16 protein-coding genes are annotated in these 16,043 nt (G+C 70.3%); 6 read left to right on the top strand and 10 right to left on the bottom strand.

The annotated features are described in order from the left end of the window. Positions 1-130: 130 nt before the first annotated feature. Complete coding sequence (gene mscL / locus QFZ50_RS14860) at positions 131-550, bottom strand: large conductance mechanosensitive channel protein MscL (protein WP_307085456.1); 420 nt, start codon at positions 548-550, stop codon at positions 131-133. 70 nt (positions 551-620) lie between these two features. After that, the gene (locus tag QFZ50_RS14865; RefSeq protein ID WP_307085458.1) at positions 621-1,178 is read right to left on the bottom strand and encodes a TetR/AcrR family transcriptional regulator; all 558 of its coding nucleotides are present in this window, start codon (positions 1,176-1,178) and stop codon (positions 621-623) included. Between the two features lie 61 nt (positions 1,179-1,239). Here QFZ50_RS14865 and QFZ50_RS14870 point away from each other — a divergent pair, with 61 nt between their 5' ends. Together QFZ50_RS14870 and QFZ50_RS14875 are read left to right on the top strand one after the other, a co-directional pair. Next, positions 1,240-2,817, top strand: a complete 1,578-nt coding sequence (locus QFZ50_RS14870) for an MFS transporter (protein WP_307085460.1) — start codon at positions 1,240-1,242, stop codon at positions 2,815-2,817. A gap of 117 nt (positions 2,818-2,934) precedes the next feature. Continuing rightward, positions 2,935-3,507, top strand: a complete 573-nt coding sequence (locus tag QFZ50_RS14875; protein ID WP_307085462.1) for a GNAT family N-acetyltransferase — start codon at positions 2,935-2,937, stop codon at positions 3,505-3,507. A gap of 66 nt (positions 3,508-3,573) precedes the next feature. On the opposite strand, the gene QFZ50_RS14880 is transcribed toward QFZ50_RS14875, so the two are convergent. Both QFZ50_RS14880 and QFZ50_RS14885 read right to left on the bottom strand, forming a co-directional pair. After that, the gene (locus QFZ50_RS14880) at positions 3,574-4,155 is read right to left on the bottom strand and encodes a TetR/AcrR family transcriptional regulator (protein ID WP_307085464.1); all 582 of its coding nucleotides are present in this window, start codon (positions 4,153-4,155) and stop codon (positions 3,574-3,576) included. Next, positions 4,148-4,984, bottom strand: a complete 837-nt coding sequence (locus tag QFZ50_RS14885; RefSeq protein ID WP_307085466.1) for an alpha/beta fold hydrolase — start codon at positions 4,982-4,984, stop codon at positions 4,148-4,150. Before QFZ50_RS14885 ends, QFZ50_RS14880 begins: the two co-directional genes overlap by 8 nt. 129 nt (positions 4,985-5,113) lie before the next feature. Between QFZ50_RS14885 and QFZ50_RS14890 the strand changes: the two genes are divergently transcribed. Beyond that, positions 5,114-6,727 (top strand): peptide chain release factor 3, encoded by a 1,614-nt coding sequence (locus QFZ50_RS14890; protein ID WP_307085467.1) that lies wholly within the window; start codon positions 5,114-5,116, stop codon positions 6,725-6,727. A 90-nt stretch (positions 6,728-6,817) separates the two neighbouring features. Here the strand turns inward: QFZ50_RS14890 and QFZ50_RS14895 are convergent, their stop codons facing one another. From QFZ50_RS14895 to QFZ50_RS14910, 4 genes are all read right to left on the bottom strand, one after another. Next, positions 6,818-7,693, bottom strand: a complete 876-nt coding sequence (locus QFZ50_RS14895; protein ID WP_307085469.1) for a TPM domain-containing protein — start codon at positions 7,691-7,693, stop codon at positions 6,818-6,820. A 112-nt stretch (positions 7,694-7,805) separates the two neighbouring features. Then, positions 7,806-8,882: an alanine racemase gene (locus QFZ50_RS14900; protein WP_307085471.1), complete on the bottom strand. Its 1,077-nt coding sequence runs from the start codon at positions 8,880-8,882 to the stop codon at positions 7,806-7,808. A 47-nt stretch (positions 8,883-8,929) separates the two neighbouring features. Then, on the bottom strand, positions 8,930-9,583 hold the full coding sequence (locus QFZ50_RS14905) for a DUF3105 domain-containing protein (protein ID WP_307085473.1): 654 nt from the start codon (positions 9,581-9,583) through the stop codon (positions 8,930-8,932). A gap of 125 nt (positions 9,584-9,708) precedes the next feature. Beyond that, a complete protein-coding gene (locus tag QFZ50_RS14910; protein WP_307085475.1) occupies positions 9,709-10,365 on the bottom strand; it encodes a DUF305 domain-containing protein in 657 nt (218 codons plus the stop codon). A gap of 152 nt (positions 10,366-10,517) precedes the next feature. On the opposite strand from QFZ50_RS14910, the gene QFZ50_RS14915 reads away from it, so the two are divergent. The 3 genes from QFZ50_RS14915 to QFZ50_RS14925 are packed head-to-tail and all read left to right on the top strand — an operon-like array spanning position 10,518 to position 13,357. Continuing rightward, positions 10,518-10,841, top strand: coding sequence for a metal-sensitive transcriptional regulator (locus tag QFZ50_RS14915; RefSeq protein ID WP_307085477.1), 324 nt, complete (start codon positions 10,518-10,520; stop codon positions 10,839-10,841). Positions 10,842-10,872: 31 nt separating this feature from the next. Then, on the top strand, positions 10,873-11,097 hold the full coding sequence (locus QFZ50_RS14920) for a heavy-metal-associated domain-containing protein (RefSeq protein WP_307085479.1): 225 nt from the start codon (positions 10,873-10,875) through the stop codon (positions 11,095-11,097). A 1-nt stretch (position 11,098) separates the two neighbouring features. After that, the gene (locus QFZ50_RS14925; RefSeq protein WP_307085480.1) at positions 11,099-13,357 is read left to right on the top strand and encodes a heavy metal translocating P-type ATPase; all 2,259 of its coding nucleotides are present in this window, start codon (positions 11,099-11,101) and stop codon (positions 13,355-13,357) included. 21 nt (positions 13,358-13,378) lie between these two features. On the opposite strand, the gene QFZ50_RS14930 is transcribed toward QFZ50_RS14925, so the two are convergent. Both QFZ50_RS14930 and QFZ50_RS14935 read right to left on the bottom strand, forming a co-directional pair. Beyond that, entirely contained in the window at positions 13,379-13,969 is a 591-nt protein-coding gene (locus tag QFZ50_RS14930; RefSeq protein ID WP_307085482.1) for a dihydrofolate reductase family protein, read from the bottom strand. A gap of 461 nt (positions 13,970-14,430) precedes the next feature. Continuing rightward, a complete protein-coding gene (locus QFZ50_RS14935; protein ID WP_307086837.1) occupies positions 14,431-15,945 on the bottom strand; it encodes a glyceraldehyde-3-phosphate dehydrogenase in 1,515 nt (504 codons plus the stop codon). Positions 15,946-16,043 lie beyond the last annotated feature (98 nt).

Consider the following 16,043-nt stretch of genomic DNA (forward strand, 5'->3'; position numbering starts at 1 on the left):
GTGATGTGCCGTGCGTCACTCCAACTTACTCACTATGTAAGCACGCGCTCATCTTGTGGGTCAAAGAAGAGAGGAGGGCGGGTTCTGCGGGGTTGATGCCTGGAGAGTGCGGGGCGGTGTACGGCGCGGGTCAGCGCCGTGCGTCGCGCGCTGCCATCTCCTTCAGCAGGTCGCGCAGCTCGGTGAGGAGGGCTGTGTCGACGGGCATGGGCTCCTCCACGGCATCCTGCGCCGCAGCGTGGGCCCGCAGGCGCGCGTTGGCGCGGTTCATCGGCACGACGAAGAGGAAGTAGACGACGGCGGCCGTGATGAGGAAGGTGACCAGTGCGGTGATGACCGCGCCGATGTCGACGAACGTCGCGTCGTTGCCGGGCCGGATGCGGAAGCCGAGGCCCGTCGCGTCGATCCCGCCCGCGGAGGCCACGATCGGGTTGACGATGTTCGCCGTGAAGGCGCCGACGAGTGCCGTGAAGGCACTGCCGATGACGACGGCGATCGACAGTTCGATGACGTTGCCGCGCAGGATGAAGTCGCGGAAGCCCTTGATCATGGGGTCCTCTCGGGGTCGTGGACGGGGTGGGCGATCAGCGCGCGCACCCGGGCGGTCGCGATAGGTGCGCTCAGGAGCCCGCGTGCGGGTCGCCCCGGCGGGAGACGATCAGGTCGACGACGTCGAGCAGTTCCTCGATCTTGCCGCGGCTGGTGCGCCCGGCGCCGTCCGTGGCGAAGAACGCCGCGTCGTAGTAGAGCCCGTCGCCGAGCAGCTTGACGGCGCGCGCGGCCGTGCGGTCGCCGAGCTGCGCCTGGAGCGCGTCGAGCCACCCCTCCTGGATCTCGGCCAGGGAGGATTTCGCCGTCGGGTGGCCCTGCTGGGCGAGCCGTGCCATGGACACGAGGGCCCGGTCGAGCGCACTGTCCTCGAAGACCGAGGTACGGACGTAGTAGCGCGCCGCGCCATCCACGGCCGAGGCCATGGCCTCTCGGTCCTTCTCGGCGAGTCCGCGGAGGCGGTCTGCAAGACCGTCCACCAGGGCCTCCTTCGAGGGGAAGTGGTAGAGCAGCCCGCCCTTGGAGACGTCCGCCGCAGCGGCCACCGCCTCCATGGTCGCGGCCCGCTCCCCGTCGCGGATCAACGCGTTTTCGAAGCTGTCGAGGATGCGCTCGCGGGAACTGGACACCCGCTCATGATACCGGTCACTTTTCTTGTACTGTACCGGCTGGACGGTATAGCCTTGAGGGATGACAACAACACCCTCCGCTTCCGCACGTGTGTCCGAGGTGAACCCGCGTGCCGTTCAGATCCCCACCCCCGTCCTTGCCGGCCGCCGCGAGTGGTTCGCCCTCGCCGTGCTGATGCTGCCGGTGTTGCTCGTCTCGGTGGACAACACCGTGCTGAGCTTCGCCCTGCCGGAGATCTCCCGCCATTTCGCCACGAGCGGCACCACCCTGCTCTGGATCGTGGACAGCTACCCGCTCGTCCTGGCGGGACTTTTGGTCGCGATGGGCAGCTTCGGTGACCGTTTCGGCCGACGTCGCCTGCTCATCATCGGTGCGGCGGGCTTCGCCCTGTTCTCCGTCGCCGCCGCTTTCGCCCCCACCGCAGGCTTCCTCGTCGCCTCCCGCGTGGGACTCGGCGTCTTCGGTGCCATGCTCATGCCCTCGACGCTCTCGCTGATCCGCAACATCTTCACCGACCGCAACCAGCGCCGCATCGCCATCGCCGTCTGGGCCGCAGGCTTCTCGGCCGGCGCGGCCCTCGGCCCCCTGCTCGGCGGCGTACTGCTCGAACACTTCTGGTGGGGTTCCGTCTTCCTCCTCGCGGTCCCCGTGCTCGTGCTCATGCTCGTCCTGACCCCCGTCGTCGTTCCCGAATCGAAGGACTCCAACCCGGGGCGTGTCGACTACGCGAGCATCGTCCTGTCCATCGGGACCATGCTGCCGGTGGTCTACGCCATCAAGAACCTCGCGAAGGGCGGCCCGCTGCTCGTCTCCGTGACGGCCGCGTTCATCGGCCTCGCCGCCGGCACCGTCTTCGTGACGCGCCAGTTGCAGCGGCGCGACCCCATGCTCGACGTGCGCCTCTTCACGGTGCGCGCCTTCACGGGCGCCGTCCTGGTGAACCTGCTCGCGATCTTCTCGCTCGTGGGGTTCCTGTTCTTCGTGTCGCAGCACCTGCAGCTGGTGCTCGGCTTCACCCCGCTCGATGCCGGGCTCGTGCTGCTGCCGGGGCTGGTGATGACGATCGTCGCGGGCCTCGCCGTCGTGCCGCTCGCCCGGCGCCTGCCGCCGCACGCCGTCGTCTCGGTGTCACTGCTCTTCTCCGCCGTGGCGTACTCCATGATCGCGCTGCTCGGGGAGGGTGGGTCCGCCGGCTTCCTCATGGTCGCGTTCGTGGTGCTCGGCGTGGGCGTGGGCGCATCGGAGACCGTGTCCAACGACCTCATCCTGTCCACCGTCCCGGCCGACAAGGCCGGCGCCGCGTCCGCCGTCTCGGAGACCGCCTACGAGGTGGGTTCCGTCCTCGGTACCGCCGTGCTCGGGAGCATCCTGCTGGCGTCCTACCAGCGGAACCTGCTGCTGCCCTCCGGCCTCAGCAGCGCCCAGGCGGAGTCCTCCACCGAGACGCTCGGCGGCGCCGTCGAGGTGGCCACCCAGCTCGGCCCCACCAGCGCGTCACTCCTCCGGGACTCGGCGTTCCACGCCTTCGACAGCGGCGTCACTGTCACGTCCGGCATCGCGGCCCTGCTCATGGTCGGCGCCTCGGTCCTCGCGGCGTGGAGCCTGCGCAGCACGACGGCGGAGCGCGTCGACCACTAGGCCTCGACGCCCGCGACCACGCGCGGAAGGGTCCGTTCCGGAAGGAACGGGCCCTTTCCCGCTGCTGCGCACCCGGGGCCGTTGTCCGCCGGGGCGGTGGGGTGGAACAGTGGGTCCATGGTGATCGAGGTGCGAGCCGCGACGGTCTTCGCCGACGTCGCAGCAATGGTGGGACCGAGACGCCCGGATGCGAACGTCTGCTGGTGCCTCAGCTACCGCATCCCGGCCAAACAGAACGCCGCGCTGGCCGGGCGGGACCGCGGCGCCCTCGTGCAGGACCTGTGCGCGCAGGATCCGCCGCCGGGCGTCCTCGCGTACGAGGACGGGGACGTGGTCGGCTGGGCCGCCATCCACCCGCGCGCCGACACGGGCTTCGCCCGCAACCGCAGGATCCCGCACGTCGACGATCTCGACGTCTGGTCGGTGTGGTGCATCCGGGTACGGCCCGGCCATCGCGGCAAGGGCCTCTCGCATCGGCTGCTGGACGGCGCCGTCGACTTCGCGCGTTCCTACGGCGCGCCCGCCATCGAGGGGTACCCCGTCGACAACGGGGACCGGAAGGTGGACCTGACCATGGCGTACGTCGGCACGCGGAGTCTCTTCGACCGGGCCGGCTTCACGAAGGCGGCCGACACCACGTCGGTGGTGAACGGCTTCCCCCGTGTCCTCATGCGGCTCGAGCTGCCCTGACGTGGTGGCTGCGGGGTCGATGGATGCCGGCGGTCGGCCGGCGGCATCGTCGGCGACGGACCGCGATCACGGCCGTGACCACGCCCGTGACCATTCGGACAGGGCAGTGGTGACGCTCCCGACGAGGCGGGTGAAGCTGCGCTCCGTATCGACGGGGAGGGCGAAGGCGCCGCCCGTCTCGAGGGCGACGAAGCCGTGCAGGGCGGACCGCAGGAAGCGCGTGGCGTCGACGGCGTCACTCTCGTGCAGGTCGTAGCCGGCGAGCACGCTGAACACGATGTCGACGACGGCGGAGGACGCCGCCTCGTCCGCGGCGTCTCCCGGGGCGGGGGCGCGGATGGTCAGCGGGTACTGCCCGGGGTGCTCGAGCGCCCAGGTGCGATAGGCCGCTGAGACTCCCGCGATCGCGTCGTCGCGGGAGCGTCCGACGGCGGCCTGACCGAGGGCCAGGGCCAGATCCTCCTTCGCACGGATCATGAGGGCGCGTTCGAGCCCGGGCATGCCGTCGACGTGCTTGTAGAGGGACGGCGCCCGGACGCCCAGGCTCTCCGCGAGCGCCGCCAGGCTCAGGGCGCCGGGCCCCTGATCGTCGATCAGGCGCGCTGCGCGTTCGACGACGGCGGCGGTGCTCAGCCCGGCCCTAGGCATGGTGCCCGAGCGTCCGGAGGAATCCGACGACGGCTGCCGCGGTCGGCTCCGGCTGCTGCGACTGCGGGTAGTGCCCGGCGTCCGGGATCATGACCATCGACCCGCCGAGCGCCCCGGTGATCCACCGGGCCTCGGCCTGCGGATCCTTGAAGTCCGGGTCCTTCTCCCCCATGATCACGAGCGTCGGCGCCTGCACTGCCGGCAGGCTCTCGGCGGCCGGTCCGTGGTCGGTGCGGGTGGTGAGGCTGAACGCCCTCGTGTACCCCGGGCGCCTGAGCGCGGCGAGGACCGCCTTCCGGTACTCCGGGAAGTCCGCGGGCTTCCGGCCCGCGTACAGCATCGGCAGGTAGGCGTTCCACACCGGGGCGGCCCAGGGGCGGGCCATCAGAACCCGGAACAGCAGGCGCTGCAGGGGGCCGCTCGAGGGCGGGTTGCGCACGAAGGGACCGACGAGCACCAGGCCGGTGACGAGGGCGGGCTGCTCGGCTGCGGCGATCACGGCCGCTCCGGCCGCCATGGAGTTCCCGACGATCACGGCGGGGACCGCGAGCTCGCGCAGCAGCAGGGCGATGTCAGAGGCCGTCTCGACGTCGCCGTAGGACGTGAAGGACGCACTGCTGTCGCCGTGTCCGCGCAGATCGACCATCGCGACCCGGTAACCGGCCTCGACCAGTGCCGGAGCGAGGAGGCGGTACGAGGAGCGCAGCTCCCCCATCCCGGGGACCAGGAGGACGAGGGGGCCGGCGCCCTGGAGGTCGTAGGCGATCGTGCCGCCCGGAACCGCCAGGTGGAGGGTGTCCGCTCGGGCGAAGAACTGGTGTCGGGTCATGTGGCTAATATAGTTAGCTTTAAAGCTATTGTCAATAGCTTCGGGGGATTCCCGGCCCGTCTTCCATGCGTACAGCGAACAGGCGCCCTTCCCGCCGGACGCCTCCCGGTCATCGGGGACAATGGAAGGGTGGCCCTGCTTACCGAATCCCCTGTCCTTGACGCAGACGCCGTCCGCCGTGAGGCCGGACGCCGCCGGACGTTCGCCGTCATCTCGCACCCCGATGCTGGGAAGTCGACCCTGACGGAGGCACTCGCACTCCTCGCGCGCGCCATCCAGGACGCCGGTGTCACGCACGGCAAGTCGAGCCGCCATGCCACCGTCTCGGACTGGATGGGCATCGAGCAGGAGCGCGGTATCTCGATCAGTTCGGCCGCCCTGCAGCTGACCTACCGCGACACCATCCTCAACGTCGTGGACACCCCCGGGCACGCGGACTTCTCGGAGGACACCTACCGGGTCCTCGCCGCCGTCGACTCCGCCGTCATGCTCATCGACGCCGCCAAGGGCTTCGAACCGCAGACCGTCAAGCTGCTGGCCGTGTGCAAGGCCCGCAACATCCCCATCATCACCGTCATCAACAAGTGGGACCGTCCGGGCCTCGATGCCCTCGGCCTGATCGACGACGTCGGCGAGCGCACCGGCATGACCCCGGTGCCGCTGACCTGGCCGGCCGGCATCGCCGGTGACTTCCAGGGCCTGATCGACCTGCGCGCGGAGCGGGCCATCGCGCTCGAGGCCGTGGAGGCCGGCGCCCAGGCCGCCGCGGAGACCGAGGTGGACATCGACGCCCTCGATCCCCGGGATGCCGGTGCCTGGCTCGACGCGCGCGAGGAGTCGGGCCTCGTCGAGTCCTCGAACGGCACCTTCGACCGCGAGGAGTTCGAGGCCGCACGCCAGACGCCCGTCCTGTTCGCGGCCGCGGCGAAGAACTTCGGGGTCTCCCAGCTCCTCGACATCCTCGTGGACGTAGCCCCCTCCCCGTCGCCGCGCCCGTCCAAGGAGCAGGAGCCCCGCCCCATCGATGCGCCCATGTCCGGCTTCGTGTTCAAGGTGCAGGCCGGCCAGGACAGCGCCCACCGCGACCACATCGCCTACCTCCGCATCTGTTCGGGGACCTTCGAGCGCGGCATGGTCATCACCAACCAGCGCACGGGCAAGCCCTTCGCCACCAAGTACGCGCACCGCGTCCTCGGGCGCAGCCGCGAGGTGGTGGACACGGCCTGGCCGGGCGACGTCGTGGGCCTCGTGAACGCGACGAGCCTCCGCGTGGGTGACAGCCTCTTCGCCGAACAGCCCGTGCAGTTCCCCGACATCCCGCGCTTCTCCCCCGAGCTCTTCGCCGTCGCGCGGGCCAAGGATCCGGGCCGCTACAAGCAGTTCCGCCGCGGTATCGAGCAGCTCGAGCACGAGGGCGTGGTGCAGGTGCTGCGTTCGGACCTCCGCGGCGACCAGGCGCCCGTGCTCGCCGCCGTCGGAGCCCTGCAGTTCGAGGTCGCGGCCGAGCGTCTCGGCACCGAGTTCAATGCTCCGACATCACTCGACCACCTCTCCTACACGCTCGCCATGCGCGTGGCCCCGGAGAGCCAGGGCGTACCCGAGACGTTCCGTGGCGGCGAGATCCTGTTCCGGGCCGACGGCGAGATCGTCGCCGTGTTCGGTGACAAGTGGAAGGTGGGGCACTTCCGGAAGGACTACCCCGACGTCGTGCTCGAGCCGATCGGCGCCGCCGTCGACCAGTAGCGGCAGCTCGGTGCCGCCCGTCGGTACCGATGCGCTGCGTCCCCACGGGTACGTCGTGTCAGGACCGGACCCCCGGTCCGGGACCCCGGGTCAGTAGCTGCCCGACGCCCCGCCGCCGCTGAACCCTCCGCCCCCGTTGAAGGAGGATCCCGAGGCGGTGGCCCCGGTGCCGCCGGAATAGAGCGCCGGGTTGGCGATGTAGAGGGGAAGCCACACGGCCGGGTTGGAGACGGCGTCGCCACCGCGGTGGCTGTACCGGTATTTCCGGTACGCCTCGCGCTGCTTCTCGGTCAGGCGCAGGTCCGGGTCGGCGTCCTCGGCCGCGCGGATCTCCTCGTCGGCCTCGCGGCGACGGCGTCGGGAGTGCGCCACGGCCCACCAGATGAAGGCTCCGATGACGGCGGCAGCACCACCGGCCACTCCCGCGAGGAGGCCCCAGTCGAAGGGCTCCTTCACCGGATCCTGGCCCTGCGCGTAGCCGTAGATCTGGCCGACGGCCTCCGTCAGGCCCCGGGCGTACTCCTCGTCGGCGAAGGCCGGTTCGAGGACGTCCTCGATGACCTGCTCGGCGTCGTCGTCCGAGAAGGTCTCGCGGGCCCCGTCGGCGGTCTCGATGCGCAGCTCGCGCTCCCCGGTGTCCGCGACCACGAGCACGCCGTTGTCCGCGCCGTCGTCGCCCACGCCCCACTCCGCCGCGACGGACCGGGCGTAGTCCTCGATGGAGCCGCTCGCGTCCTCCACGGTCAGGACGGCCACGCGGGCGGCATCGGTGCGGCTGTTCTGCTCGTCGATGAGCGCGTCGAGCTCCTGCTCCTGAGCAGCGGTCAGGACGTCGGCTGCATCGAGCACATTGCCTTCGGCCGGCGGCTCGGGAACCGCCGCCGTGCCGCCACCACCGCACCCCGTGAGGGCGATCAGCAGGAGGGAGACGCTCGCCGTGGCGACTGCTGCACGATGGTTCGTCATGGCTGCTCCCCTGCATCGACGGCGGCGCGGGACCGGTCGTGGTGTCCCGTTCACGGACAGTCTAGGGGCCCCGATGGACCGGTGGCGCGCCGGGCGGACGGTGCGGGATCGTCTAGCTGTTCCTGCCCCGCGCCGCAACGGGCCACCGGTCCTCGACGACGCCGTCGCGTACCACCTGCACCTCGTCCACGAGGTTGACGGTGAGGCACACGTGGTTCGGGACCACGCGCAGCCGCGTACCCAGCGGGGGCATCCGTGCACCGGACCACTCGACGGTGGCGTGATGTTCCGAGAGGGCGACGACCCGGGCCTCGGGGTGGTCCGGCAGGCGGCCGTATCCCGTGGCCCACGCCGCCCTGTCGCTGCCGAGGACCTTGCTGCCCGCGTCGAGGACGAGGCGATCCGCCTGTCCGGCGGTCCCTGGGCGGCGGCTCACCACGGTGCTGTGGACGGTGAGGGCGATGTCCTCCGGAGCGCAGTGGCCGAGCTCCCACTGCTGGGCGTCGCCGAAGACGTAGACACCCGGACGCAGCTCCGTCAGGGTCGCGCCCGTCGCCAGCGACGCCGACGGCGTCGATCCGCCGCTGAGTTCGAGGTCCGCGTAGCCCGCCTCCCGCAGGGAGTCCGCGGCCCGGCGGAGGGTCTCCTGCTCGTCCGCGACGGCCGAGGACGCGGCGTCCGGCCCGTAGCTGTGCCCCGGGAAGGTGAACAGGCCGGTGACCGCGAGCCCCGCCTCCGTGGCGGCCCGGGCGATGTCGACGGCCTCGGTGGCGCACGCACCGCTGCGATGGTGTCCGCTGTCCAGCTCCACGCGGACGGCGATGCGGGAGGCGGAGGCACCCAAGGCGCGCGCGAGCTGCCGAGCGCCGTCCACCGAGTCCGCACCGACGGTCAGCCGCGCACGCTCGGCCAGGGCGAGCAGGCGCGTGGCGGCCTGCTGGTCCACCCACAACGGATAGGCGATGAAGAGGTCGGTGGCGCCGTGCTCGGCGAAGACCTCGGCCTCGCCGATGGTCGCCACCGTCAGTCCGACCGCACCGGCAGCGATCTGCCGGCGGGCGATCTGCGGCATCTTGTGGGTCTTGGCGTGGGGTCGCAGGGAGAGCCCGCGCTCCCGCGTGGAGCGGGCCATCGTGGCGATGTTCCGTTCGAGGACCGTGAGGTCGACGACGACGTCGGGGGTCACCACGGTCCCCGGACCGGACGCCGGTCCGCCGCGCCGTCGGGCACGAGGAGCTAGGAGGCGCGCCCGGCGGGAGTGATCCCGCCGGAGCAGGCCGCACCGGGCTCGCGGGTCTGCTCGCCCTGGATGTACTTGTCGAGGAAGGTCCCGAGTCGCGCGTCGTCGGCGGAGTCGACCTTCAGCTGCAGGCCCCACGCGCTGGCAGCGATCGGGGTGTCGAGATCCGGGTACGGGCTGAGCAGTACGTAGGAGCGCGTTCCCACCAGTTCGGTGAGCTTGTCGATCTCCGCCTGGCCGATGTCCGGGTTGTACGTGATCCAGACGGCACCGTGCTCCATGGAGTGCACCGAGTTCTCGTTGGGGACGGGCTCGGTGTAGACACCGCAGTTGGTCCAGACCGGGTTGTGGTTCCCCCCGACGGGCGGCGACTGCTCGTACTCGACGGTTCCGTCGACGTGGTCGAACGTGAGGTCCGAGTACTCCTGGACGCCCTCGATCCCTTGCGCCGCCGCCTGCTCACGGTCCCGGTTCATCTGGACCTGGTTCACGATCACGAGGGTCACCGCGATGATGATGGCGAGGATCACGGCGCCGATCCCACCGAAGATCAGGGCGTTGCGCTTGCGCTCACCGGCCCGCTGCTGGGCCTGGATGGCGGCCAGGCGCGCCTGGCGGTCCTGGTTCTCCTGGGATCGCTTCTTGTTCAACGGGTGTCCTTCGTGCTGGGGCGGCTGCGGCGTTCACCGCGGATCGGATAGCGCCGGAGACCAATCTACCGGCGGGGCGCGGCAGTCCTCGGACGCCCGGCGGGCGGGTCCTGGACTGCGGCGGCCTACAGGGCGTCGAGCATGTTCTGCATCAGCGTGATCTCGGCCTGCTGGCCGGACTGGATCTTCGTGGCGAGGGTGCGGACCTGGTCCGTCCCGGCCAGTTCGGCGCCGGCGCGGGCCATGTCCACGCCCGCCCGGTGATGGTTGATCATGAGGTTCAGGTACAGCCGCTCCGCGTCCTCGCCGCGCGCGGCGCGCAGCTCGTCGAGCTGGGCGTCCGTCGCCATGCCGGGCATGAGCCCCTCGGGCGTGAGCATGGAGGCGGAGCCTGTTCCCATCTCCATGCCGTCGTGGCCCCCGGTCCCGGCCGCCATCCACTCCATGCGCGGCTGCGGACTGCTCTGGTCCAGGCCCCACTCCTCGAGCCACGCGTACATCTGCCCCGCCTGCTGCTGCTGGGTGAGGGCGATGTCGTAGGCGATCGCGCGGAGCGTCTCATCGGTGATGTTGTCGCGGACGATCATGGACATCTCGACGGCCTGGTTGTGGTGCACCTGCATGTCGCGGGCGAAGCCCGCATCGGCGCTGGTGGTGCCGGGGAAGGAGGGGCCCGAGGAGACGCGCCCGGCGGTGAAGGCCAACGCGAAGAGAGCGAGCACCGCGATTCCGGCGAGCGCCAGGAGGACGCGCTTCTGCCAGCCTGACAGCGAGAGGGTCATGGACGTCCTTGGATCGGGGATATGCCGTCAACCAACGTACGGCATCGCGCTGGGTGTTCCCTCAACGCACGGATCCTCCGGTGGGAAGAACACAGCGCTGTGGCGCGTTATACCCCCCAAGGGTATAGTGGAGGCAGGAGAGGAGCCCAACAATGAGCAATGCCGGCACCGAGCACGCAGCGCCCTACGGCTACACGGCGGACAAGGACGCCTACCTCAAGCGGCTTCGCCGCATCGAGGGACAGGTCCGCGGGATCGCCCGCATGGTCGAGGAGGACCAGTACTGCATCGACATCCTCACCCAGGTCGCGGCCGTCAACAAGGCCCTCCACGCGGTCTCCATGGGACTGCTCGAGGAGCACATCTCGCACTGCGTCGTGGGTGCGGCCCAGGAATCGCAGGCCTCCGGCAGCGACGACGCCGTGCAGGAGAAGGTCCAGGAAGCGACGGCGGCGATCGGCCGGCTCCTGCGCTAGGAAACCCCATCACCCATCAAGGAGAAGAACCATGACCACCACCACGATCGGCATCACCGGCATGACCTGCGGCCACTGCGTCAGCGCCGTGCAGAGCGAGCTGTCGGAGCTGCCCGGCGTCGAGGCCGTCGACGTCGAGCTCGTCAACGGCGGTACATCGACCGCCACCATCTCGTCCTCCGCACCGCTGGACGCCGCGTCGATCGACGGAGCCGTCGCCGAGGCCGGGTACACCGTGGTGCCGGTCGCATCCTGACATGACCACCCAGCAGATCCCGGGCACGGGACAGGAGCAGCGCGTGGTCGAGCTCGCCATCCAGGGGATGACGTGCGCCTCCTGCGTGAGCCGGGTCGAACGCAAGCTCGGCAAGCTCGACGGCGTGGAGGCGAGCGTGAACCTGCCCCTGGAGAGCGCCGTGGTCCGCGTGCCCGCCTCCGTCAGCGACCAGGACCTGATCGACACGGTCGTCGCCACCGGGTACGGCGCGCACGTGGTGCACCCCGACCACCCCGGGGACACGCACGACCACACGCCCTCGCTCCTCGGAGCGCGCCTGGCCCTCGCCGCCGTCCTGTCCGTCCCGGTCCTGCTGATCTCCATGGTGCCGGGCCTGCAGTTCCCGGACTGGGGCTGGGTGGTGTTCGCCCTGGCCCTGCCCGTCGTGACGTGGTCCGCCTGGCCGTTCCACCGCGCGGCCGCGGTCAATGCGCGGCACCTGTCCTCCACCATGGACACGCTCGTCTCGATCGGCGTCACGGCGGCGTTCCTGTTCTCGGCCTGGCAACTCTTCAGCGATCCTGCCCTGACGAAGCACGGGGGCGTCGAGGGGATGACGATGGATGCCCCCTCCCTCTACTTCGAGGTCGCCGCCGTCGTCGTGACGTTCCTGCTGCTCGGCCGTTTCCTCGAAGCGTCCGCCAAGCGGCGGGCGGGGAACGCGCTGAAATCGCTCCTGAGCCTCGGAGCCAAGGAGGCGCGCGTGCTGCGCACTGTGGACGGCCGGCGCACCGAGGTCACCATCCCCGCCGACACGCTCATCCCGGGCGACGAGTTCGTGGTGCGTCCCGGGGAGAAGATCGCGACCGATGGCATCGTCACCGACGGCCACAGCGCCGTCGACACCGCCCTGCTGACGGGTGAGAGCATCCCCGTCGAGGTCACCCCGGGCGACGCCGTCACGGGAGCCACCATCAACACGTCCGGCAGGCTCGTGGTCCGGGCGACACGTGTCGGCTCCGACACCGTGCTCTCCTCCATGGGCCGCCTGGTCAGCCAGGCGCAGAGCGGCAAGGCGCGGATCGCCCGGCTCGCGGACCGCATCAGCGCGGTCTTCGTCCCCGTGGTCCTGGTGCTCGCGGTCCTCACCTTCGTGCTGTGGCTCGTGCTCACCGGGGATCTCGATGCCGCCTTCACGGCGTCCGTGACAGTCCTGGTCATCGCCTGCCCCTGCGCGCTCGGCCTCGCGACACCGACGGCGCTCCTGACCGGCACGGGCCGCGGCGCCCAGCTCGGCATCCTCATCCGCGGACCCCAGGTCCTCGAGGACACACGCACCGTGGACACCATCGTGCTCGACAAGACAGGCACTGTCACCACCGGCGTCATGGCCGTCGGCGACGTCGTCGCCCTGGCAGGTACGCCGGGCGCCCCCGCCTTCTCCGCGGCCGAGGTGCTCCGCCTCGCAGGTGCGGTCGAGGCAGCGAGCGAACACCCGATCGCCCGGGCGATCGCGCAGCACGCCGAGGGGTTCGGGCCATTGCCAGAGGTGCGCGGATTCTCGAGTGCCCCGGGCGGAGGCGTGCGCGGGGACGTCGACGGCGTGACGGTCACGGCCGGGCAGGCCGGCTGGCTGGAGCACCACGGCATCCGTCCCACGGACGCCGGGGCCGCAGCCTTCGGTGCCGCCCAGGAGGCCGGGACGACCGCGGTGTGGGTGGCGCTCGACGACACCGTCGCGGGCTTCATCACACTGTCCGACACCGTGAAGGACGGTTCGGCGACCGCCGTCGAGCGCCTGCGCCGGCTCGGGCTGCGGCCCGTTCTGCTCACGGGCGACAACCGCGCCGTGGCGCTGCGCGTCGCCGAGTCTGTGGGCATCGACGCGGCGGACGTGCGCGCGGGCGTGACGCCGGCAGGCAAGGTGGAGGCCATCCGGGACCTCCAGGCCGCGGGGGCCACCGTCGCCATGGCGGGCGACGGCGTCAACGACGCCGCGGCCCTGGCCCAGGCGGACCTCGGTATCGCGATGGGCTCGGGGACGGACGTGGCCATCGAGGCGGCCGACCTCACGGTGATGGGCAACAGCCTGGAGCAGGTGGCCCAGGCCATCGAGCTCTCGCGCCGGACGCTCGGCACCATCAAGGGGAACCTCTTCTGGGCGTTCTTCTACAACGCCGTCGGCATCCCGGTCGCGGCCTTCGGGCTGCTCAACCCGATGCTCGCCGGCGCCGCGATGGCGGCGAGCTCGGTGCTCGTCGTCGCCAACTCGCTGCGGCTGCGGGGCTTCGGCCGGTAGTGGCAGCGCCCGGCGCCCTCCCTACGAGGGCGGGGCGACGGCGTAGTGCGCGACGATGACGCCCGTGGTCGTGGTGACCGACCGCCGGAGCGTCAGGTCCCTGCGGTCGGACGCCCCGAACAGCGTGGCTCCTGATCCGAGCACGATGGGATGGATCTGCAGGATGTACTCGTCCACGAGCCCAGCCTCCTGCAGGGCCCGGACCAGCTCGCCGCTCCCGATGATCGTGATGGCGCCGTCCGTGTCCTCCTTCAGGCGGCGGACCGTCTCGCGGGCGTCGCCACCGAGCAGGATCGAATTCGGATGCTGCAACGCGGCAGTGGACGAGCGGGACACGACGTACTTCCGCACCTGCGTCAGGTAGTCCGTGAACGGGTTGGGTCCGGTCATCGCCGTCCAGTAGCCGAGCACGTCCTCGTAGGTCCGTCGGCCGAACAGCATCATCCCCCCGCCGGCCATGCCTTCACCCATGAACTGCAGGGAGACGTGGTCCTGGTAGCCGTCGCCCCACCCACCCCGGGTGAATCCGCCGCGCCTGTCCTCGTCCGGCCGGCCGGGGCCCTGCATGACGCCGTCCAGCGTGATGCTCTCGGTGACACTGATCCGTCCCATGTGCTGCTTCCCGTCTCTCGAGTGATTTTCCGGTTCCACCCATCTGACGGATCCGAGGGCGCACAATCATCGCCGAGGTAGGTATCAGGGCTTGAAGAGCTACGAGGGTTCGCGGATCGTCGACGCCCTATCGCTCCGGTGCGCCATCCCGCGCGGGTGGGCGCACCGACAGGATCTCCACCTCATCAGCACAATGGAACGCGCGTCGTGAGCCGGCAGTCAACGGGAGAACCCATACGACACTCGCGTCTGGGGTCAGCGCATCGACGACTGCTCGATAGGGGGTCCGCCCACACTCACGGACCAGGACCTGGTCATGGGGGTGTAGATCCTCCCAGACGTCCTGTGCGCTCGGGGCTGATGGACGAGCGGCCGGCGGGAGAGGCATGGCTCTCACTCTTCGTCGTCGAGGTTGCGGCATCCTTGTCCTCCCGTCGTCGGTGCCTGATTGCTCCATGGTGTTATGCCGTGTGAGTGGCAAGGAGTGCCCCGGCAGTGATGTCGGTGTCGGTGTCGGTGTCGGTGTGGGTGGTGGGGTAGGTGGGTGGGTGGACGGCGGCCATTTCCTCGAGGACGCGGACGACCTGGCAGCTGTAGCCGAATTCGTTGTCGTACCAGATGTAGAGCACGGCGTGGTGGCCGTCGGCGATGGTCGCGAGGCCGTCGACGATGCCGGCGCGGCGGGAGCCGACGAAGTCGGTGGAGACGACTTCGGGGCTGTCGATGTAGTCGATCTGTTTGCGCATCCCGGAGTGGAGGGAGACTTCCCGGAGGTAGGTGTTGATCTCGTCCTTGGTGGTGGCCTGGTCCAGGGTGAGGTTCAGGATGGCGATGGACACGTCCGGGGTGGGGACGCGGATGCTGCTGCCGGTGAGTTTGCCGGCCAGTTCCGGGAGGGCTTTGGCGACGGCGGTCGCGGCCCCGGTTTCGGTGAGGACCATGTTCAGGGCCGCGGAGCGGCCGCGGCGGTCGCCGCGGTGGAAGTTGTCGATGAGGTTCTGGTCGTTGGTGAAGGAGTGCACGGTCTCGACGTGGCCGTGGGCGACGCCGTAGCGGTCGTGGATGGCTTTCAGGACCGGGGTGATGGCGTTGGTGGTGCAGGACGCGGCGGTGATGATCCGGTCGCTGTCTTCGATGGTGTCGTGGTTGATGCCGTGGACGATGTTCTTCAGGGCGCCCTTGCCGGGTGCGGTGAGCAGGACCTTTCCGACGCCGGTGCTCATGAGGTGTTGGGACAGGCCGGCCTCGTCGCGCCAGCGGCCGGTGTTGTCCACGACGAGGGCGTCCCGGATGCCGTAGGCGGTGTAGTCGATGGTGGCGGGGTTCTCGGAGTAGATGACCTGGATGCGGATGCCGTTGGCGGTGATGGTGTTGGTGGCCTCGTCGACCTGGATGGTGCCGTCGAAGGAGCCGTGCACGGAGTCCCGGCGCAGCAGGCTGGCGCGTTTGACGAGGTCGTTGTCGGCGCCGCGGCGGACCACGACGGCGCGCAGGCGCAGGCCGTGGCCGCCGCCGGCTTTCTCGATGAGCAGGCGGGCCACGAGCCGGCCGATCCGGCCGAAGCCGTAGAGGACGACGTCGGTGCTGGTGCGCTCGTCGTGGCCGCCCTTGCCCACGATGTCGGCGAGCTCCGCGCGGAGGAACTCCTCCAGGGTCCGGGTGTCCCCGGCGGCGGCGGCGTGGTCGTAGGCGTTGCGCAGGCGTCCGATGTCGATCGCCGCGGCGCCGAGGTCGAGGTCCGCGAGGATCGCCAGCAGCGGGGCGGTGTCCTCGAGCCGGAGTTCCTCGGTGGTGATGCGGCGGGCGAACCGGTGGGCCTTGAGGATGTTCATCGTGGATTTGTTGATCAGGCTGCGCCCGTGGATGCTCGTCACCACGTTATTGGTGCGGTAGAGGCGCCCGATCAGCGGGATCATGGCCTCCGCCAACGCCTCCCGCTCGAGCCACATGGCGAGGTGCGTTGCGTTTGCGTGGATAGTCAATGGAGGACCTTACTTGCCGATGGCGTCGGCACTCATGAAGTGGTGGCAGGACGGCCTGGGACAGATGTCGTCCTGCTCTTGCGTCACGCCCG

The sequence above is a fragment of the Arthrobacter agilis genome (genome assembly GCF_030816075.1).
GTDB lineage: Bacteria > Actinomycetota > Actinomycetes > Actinomycetales > Micrococcaceae > Arthrobacter_D > Arthrobacter_D agilis_E.

Coding starts and splice junctions, on each gene's coding strand:
- QFZ50_RS14870 (WP_307085460.1), top strand. CDS start 1,240: ATGACAACAACACCCTCCGCTTCCGCACGTGTGTCCGAGGTGAACCCG.
- QFZ50_RS14885 (WP_307085466.1), bottom strand. CDS start 4,984: ATGACCCGACACCAGTTCTTCGCCCGAGCGGACACCCTCCACCTGGCG.
- QFZ50_RS14930 (WP_307085482.1), bottom strand. CDS start 13,969: ATGGGACGGATCAGTGTCACCGAGAGCATCACGCTGGACGGCGTCATG.
- mscL (WP_307085456.1), bottom strand. CDS start 550: ATGATCAAGGGCTTCCGCGACTTCATCCTGCGCGGCAACGTCATCGAA.
- QFZ50_RS14875 (WP_307085462.1), top strand. CDS start 2,935: ATGGTGATCGAGGTGCGAGCCGCGACGGTCTTCGCCGACGTCGCAGCA.
- QFZ50_RS14910 (WP_307085475.1), bottom strand. CDS start 10,365: ATGACCCTCTCGCTGTCAGGCTGGCAGAAGCGCGTCCTCCTGGCGCTC.
- QFZ50_RS14925 (WP_307085480.1), top strand. CDS start 11,099: ATGACCACCCAGCAGATCCCGGGCACGGGACAGGAGCAGCGCGTGGTC.
- QFZ50_RS14895 (WP_307085469.1), bottom strand. CDS start 7,693: ATGACGAACCATCGTGCAGCAGTCGCCACGGCGAGCGTCTCCCTCCTG.
- QFZ50_RS14915 (WP_307085477.1), top strand. CDS start 10,518: ATGAGCAATGCCGGCACCGAGCACGCAGCGCCCTACGGCTACACGGCG.
- QFZ50_RS14880 (WP_307085464.1), bottom strand. CDS start 4,155: ATGCCTAGGGCCGGGCTGAGCACCGCCGCCGTCGTCGAACGCGCAGCG.
- QFZ50_RS14920 (WP_307085479.1), top strand. CDS start 10,873: ATGACCACCACCACGATCGGCATCACCGGCATGACCTGCGGCCACTGC.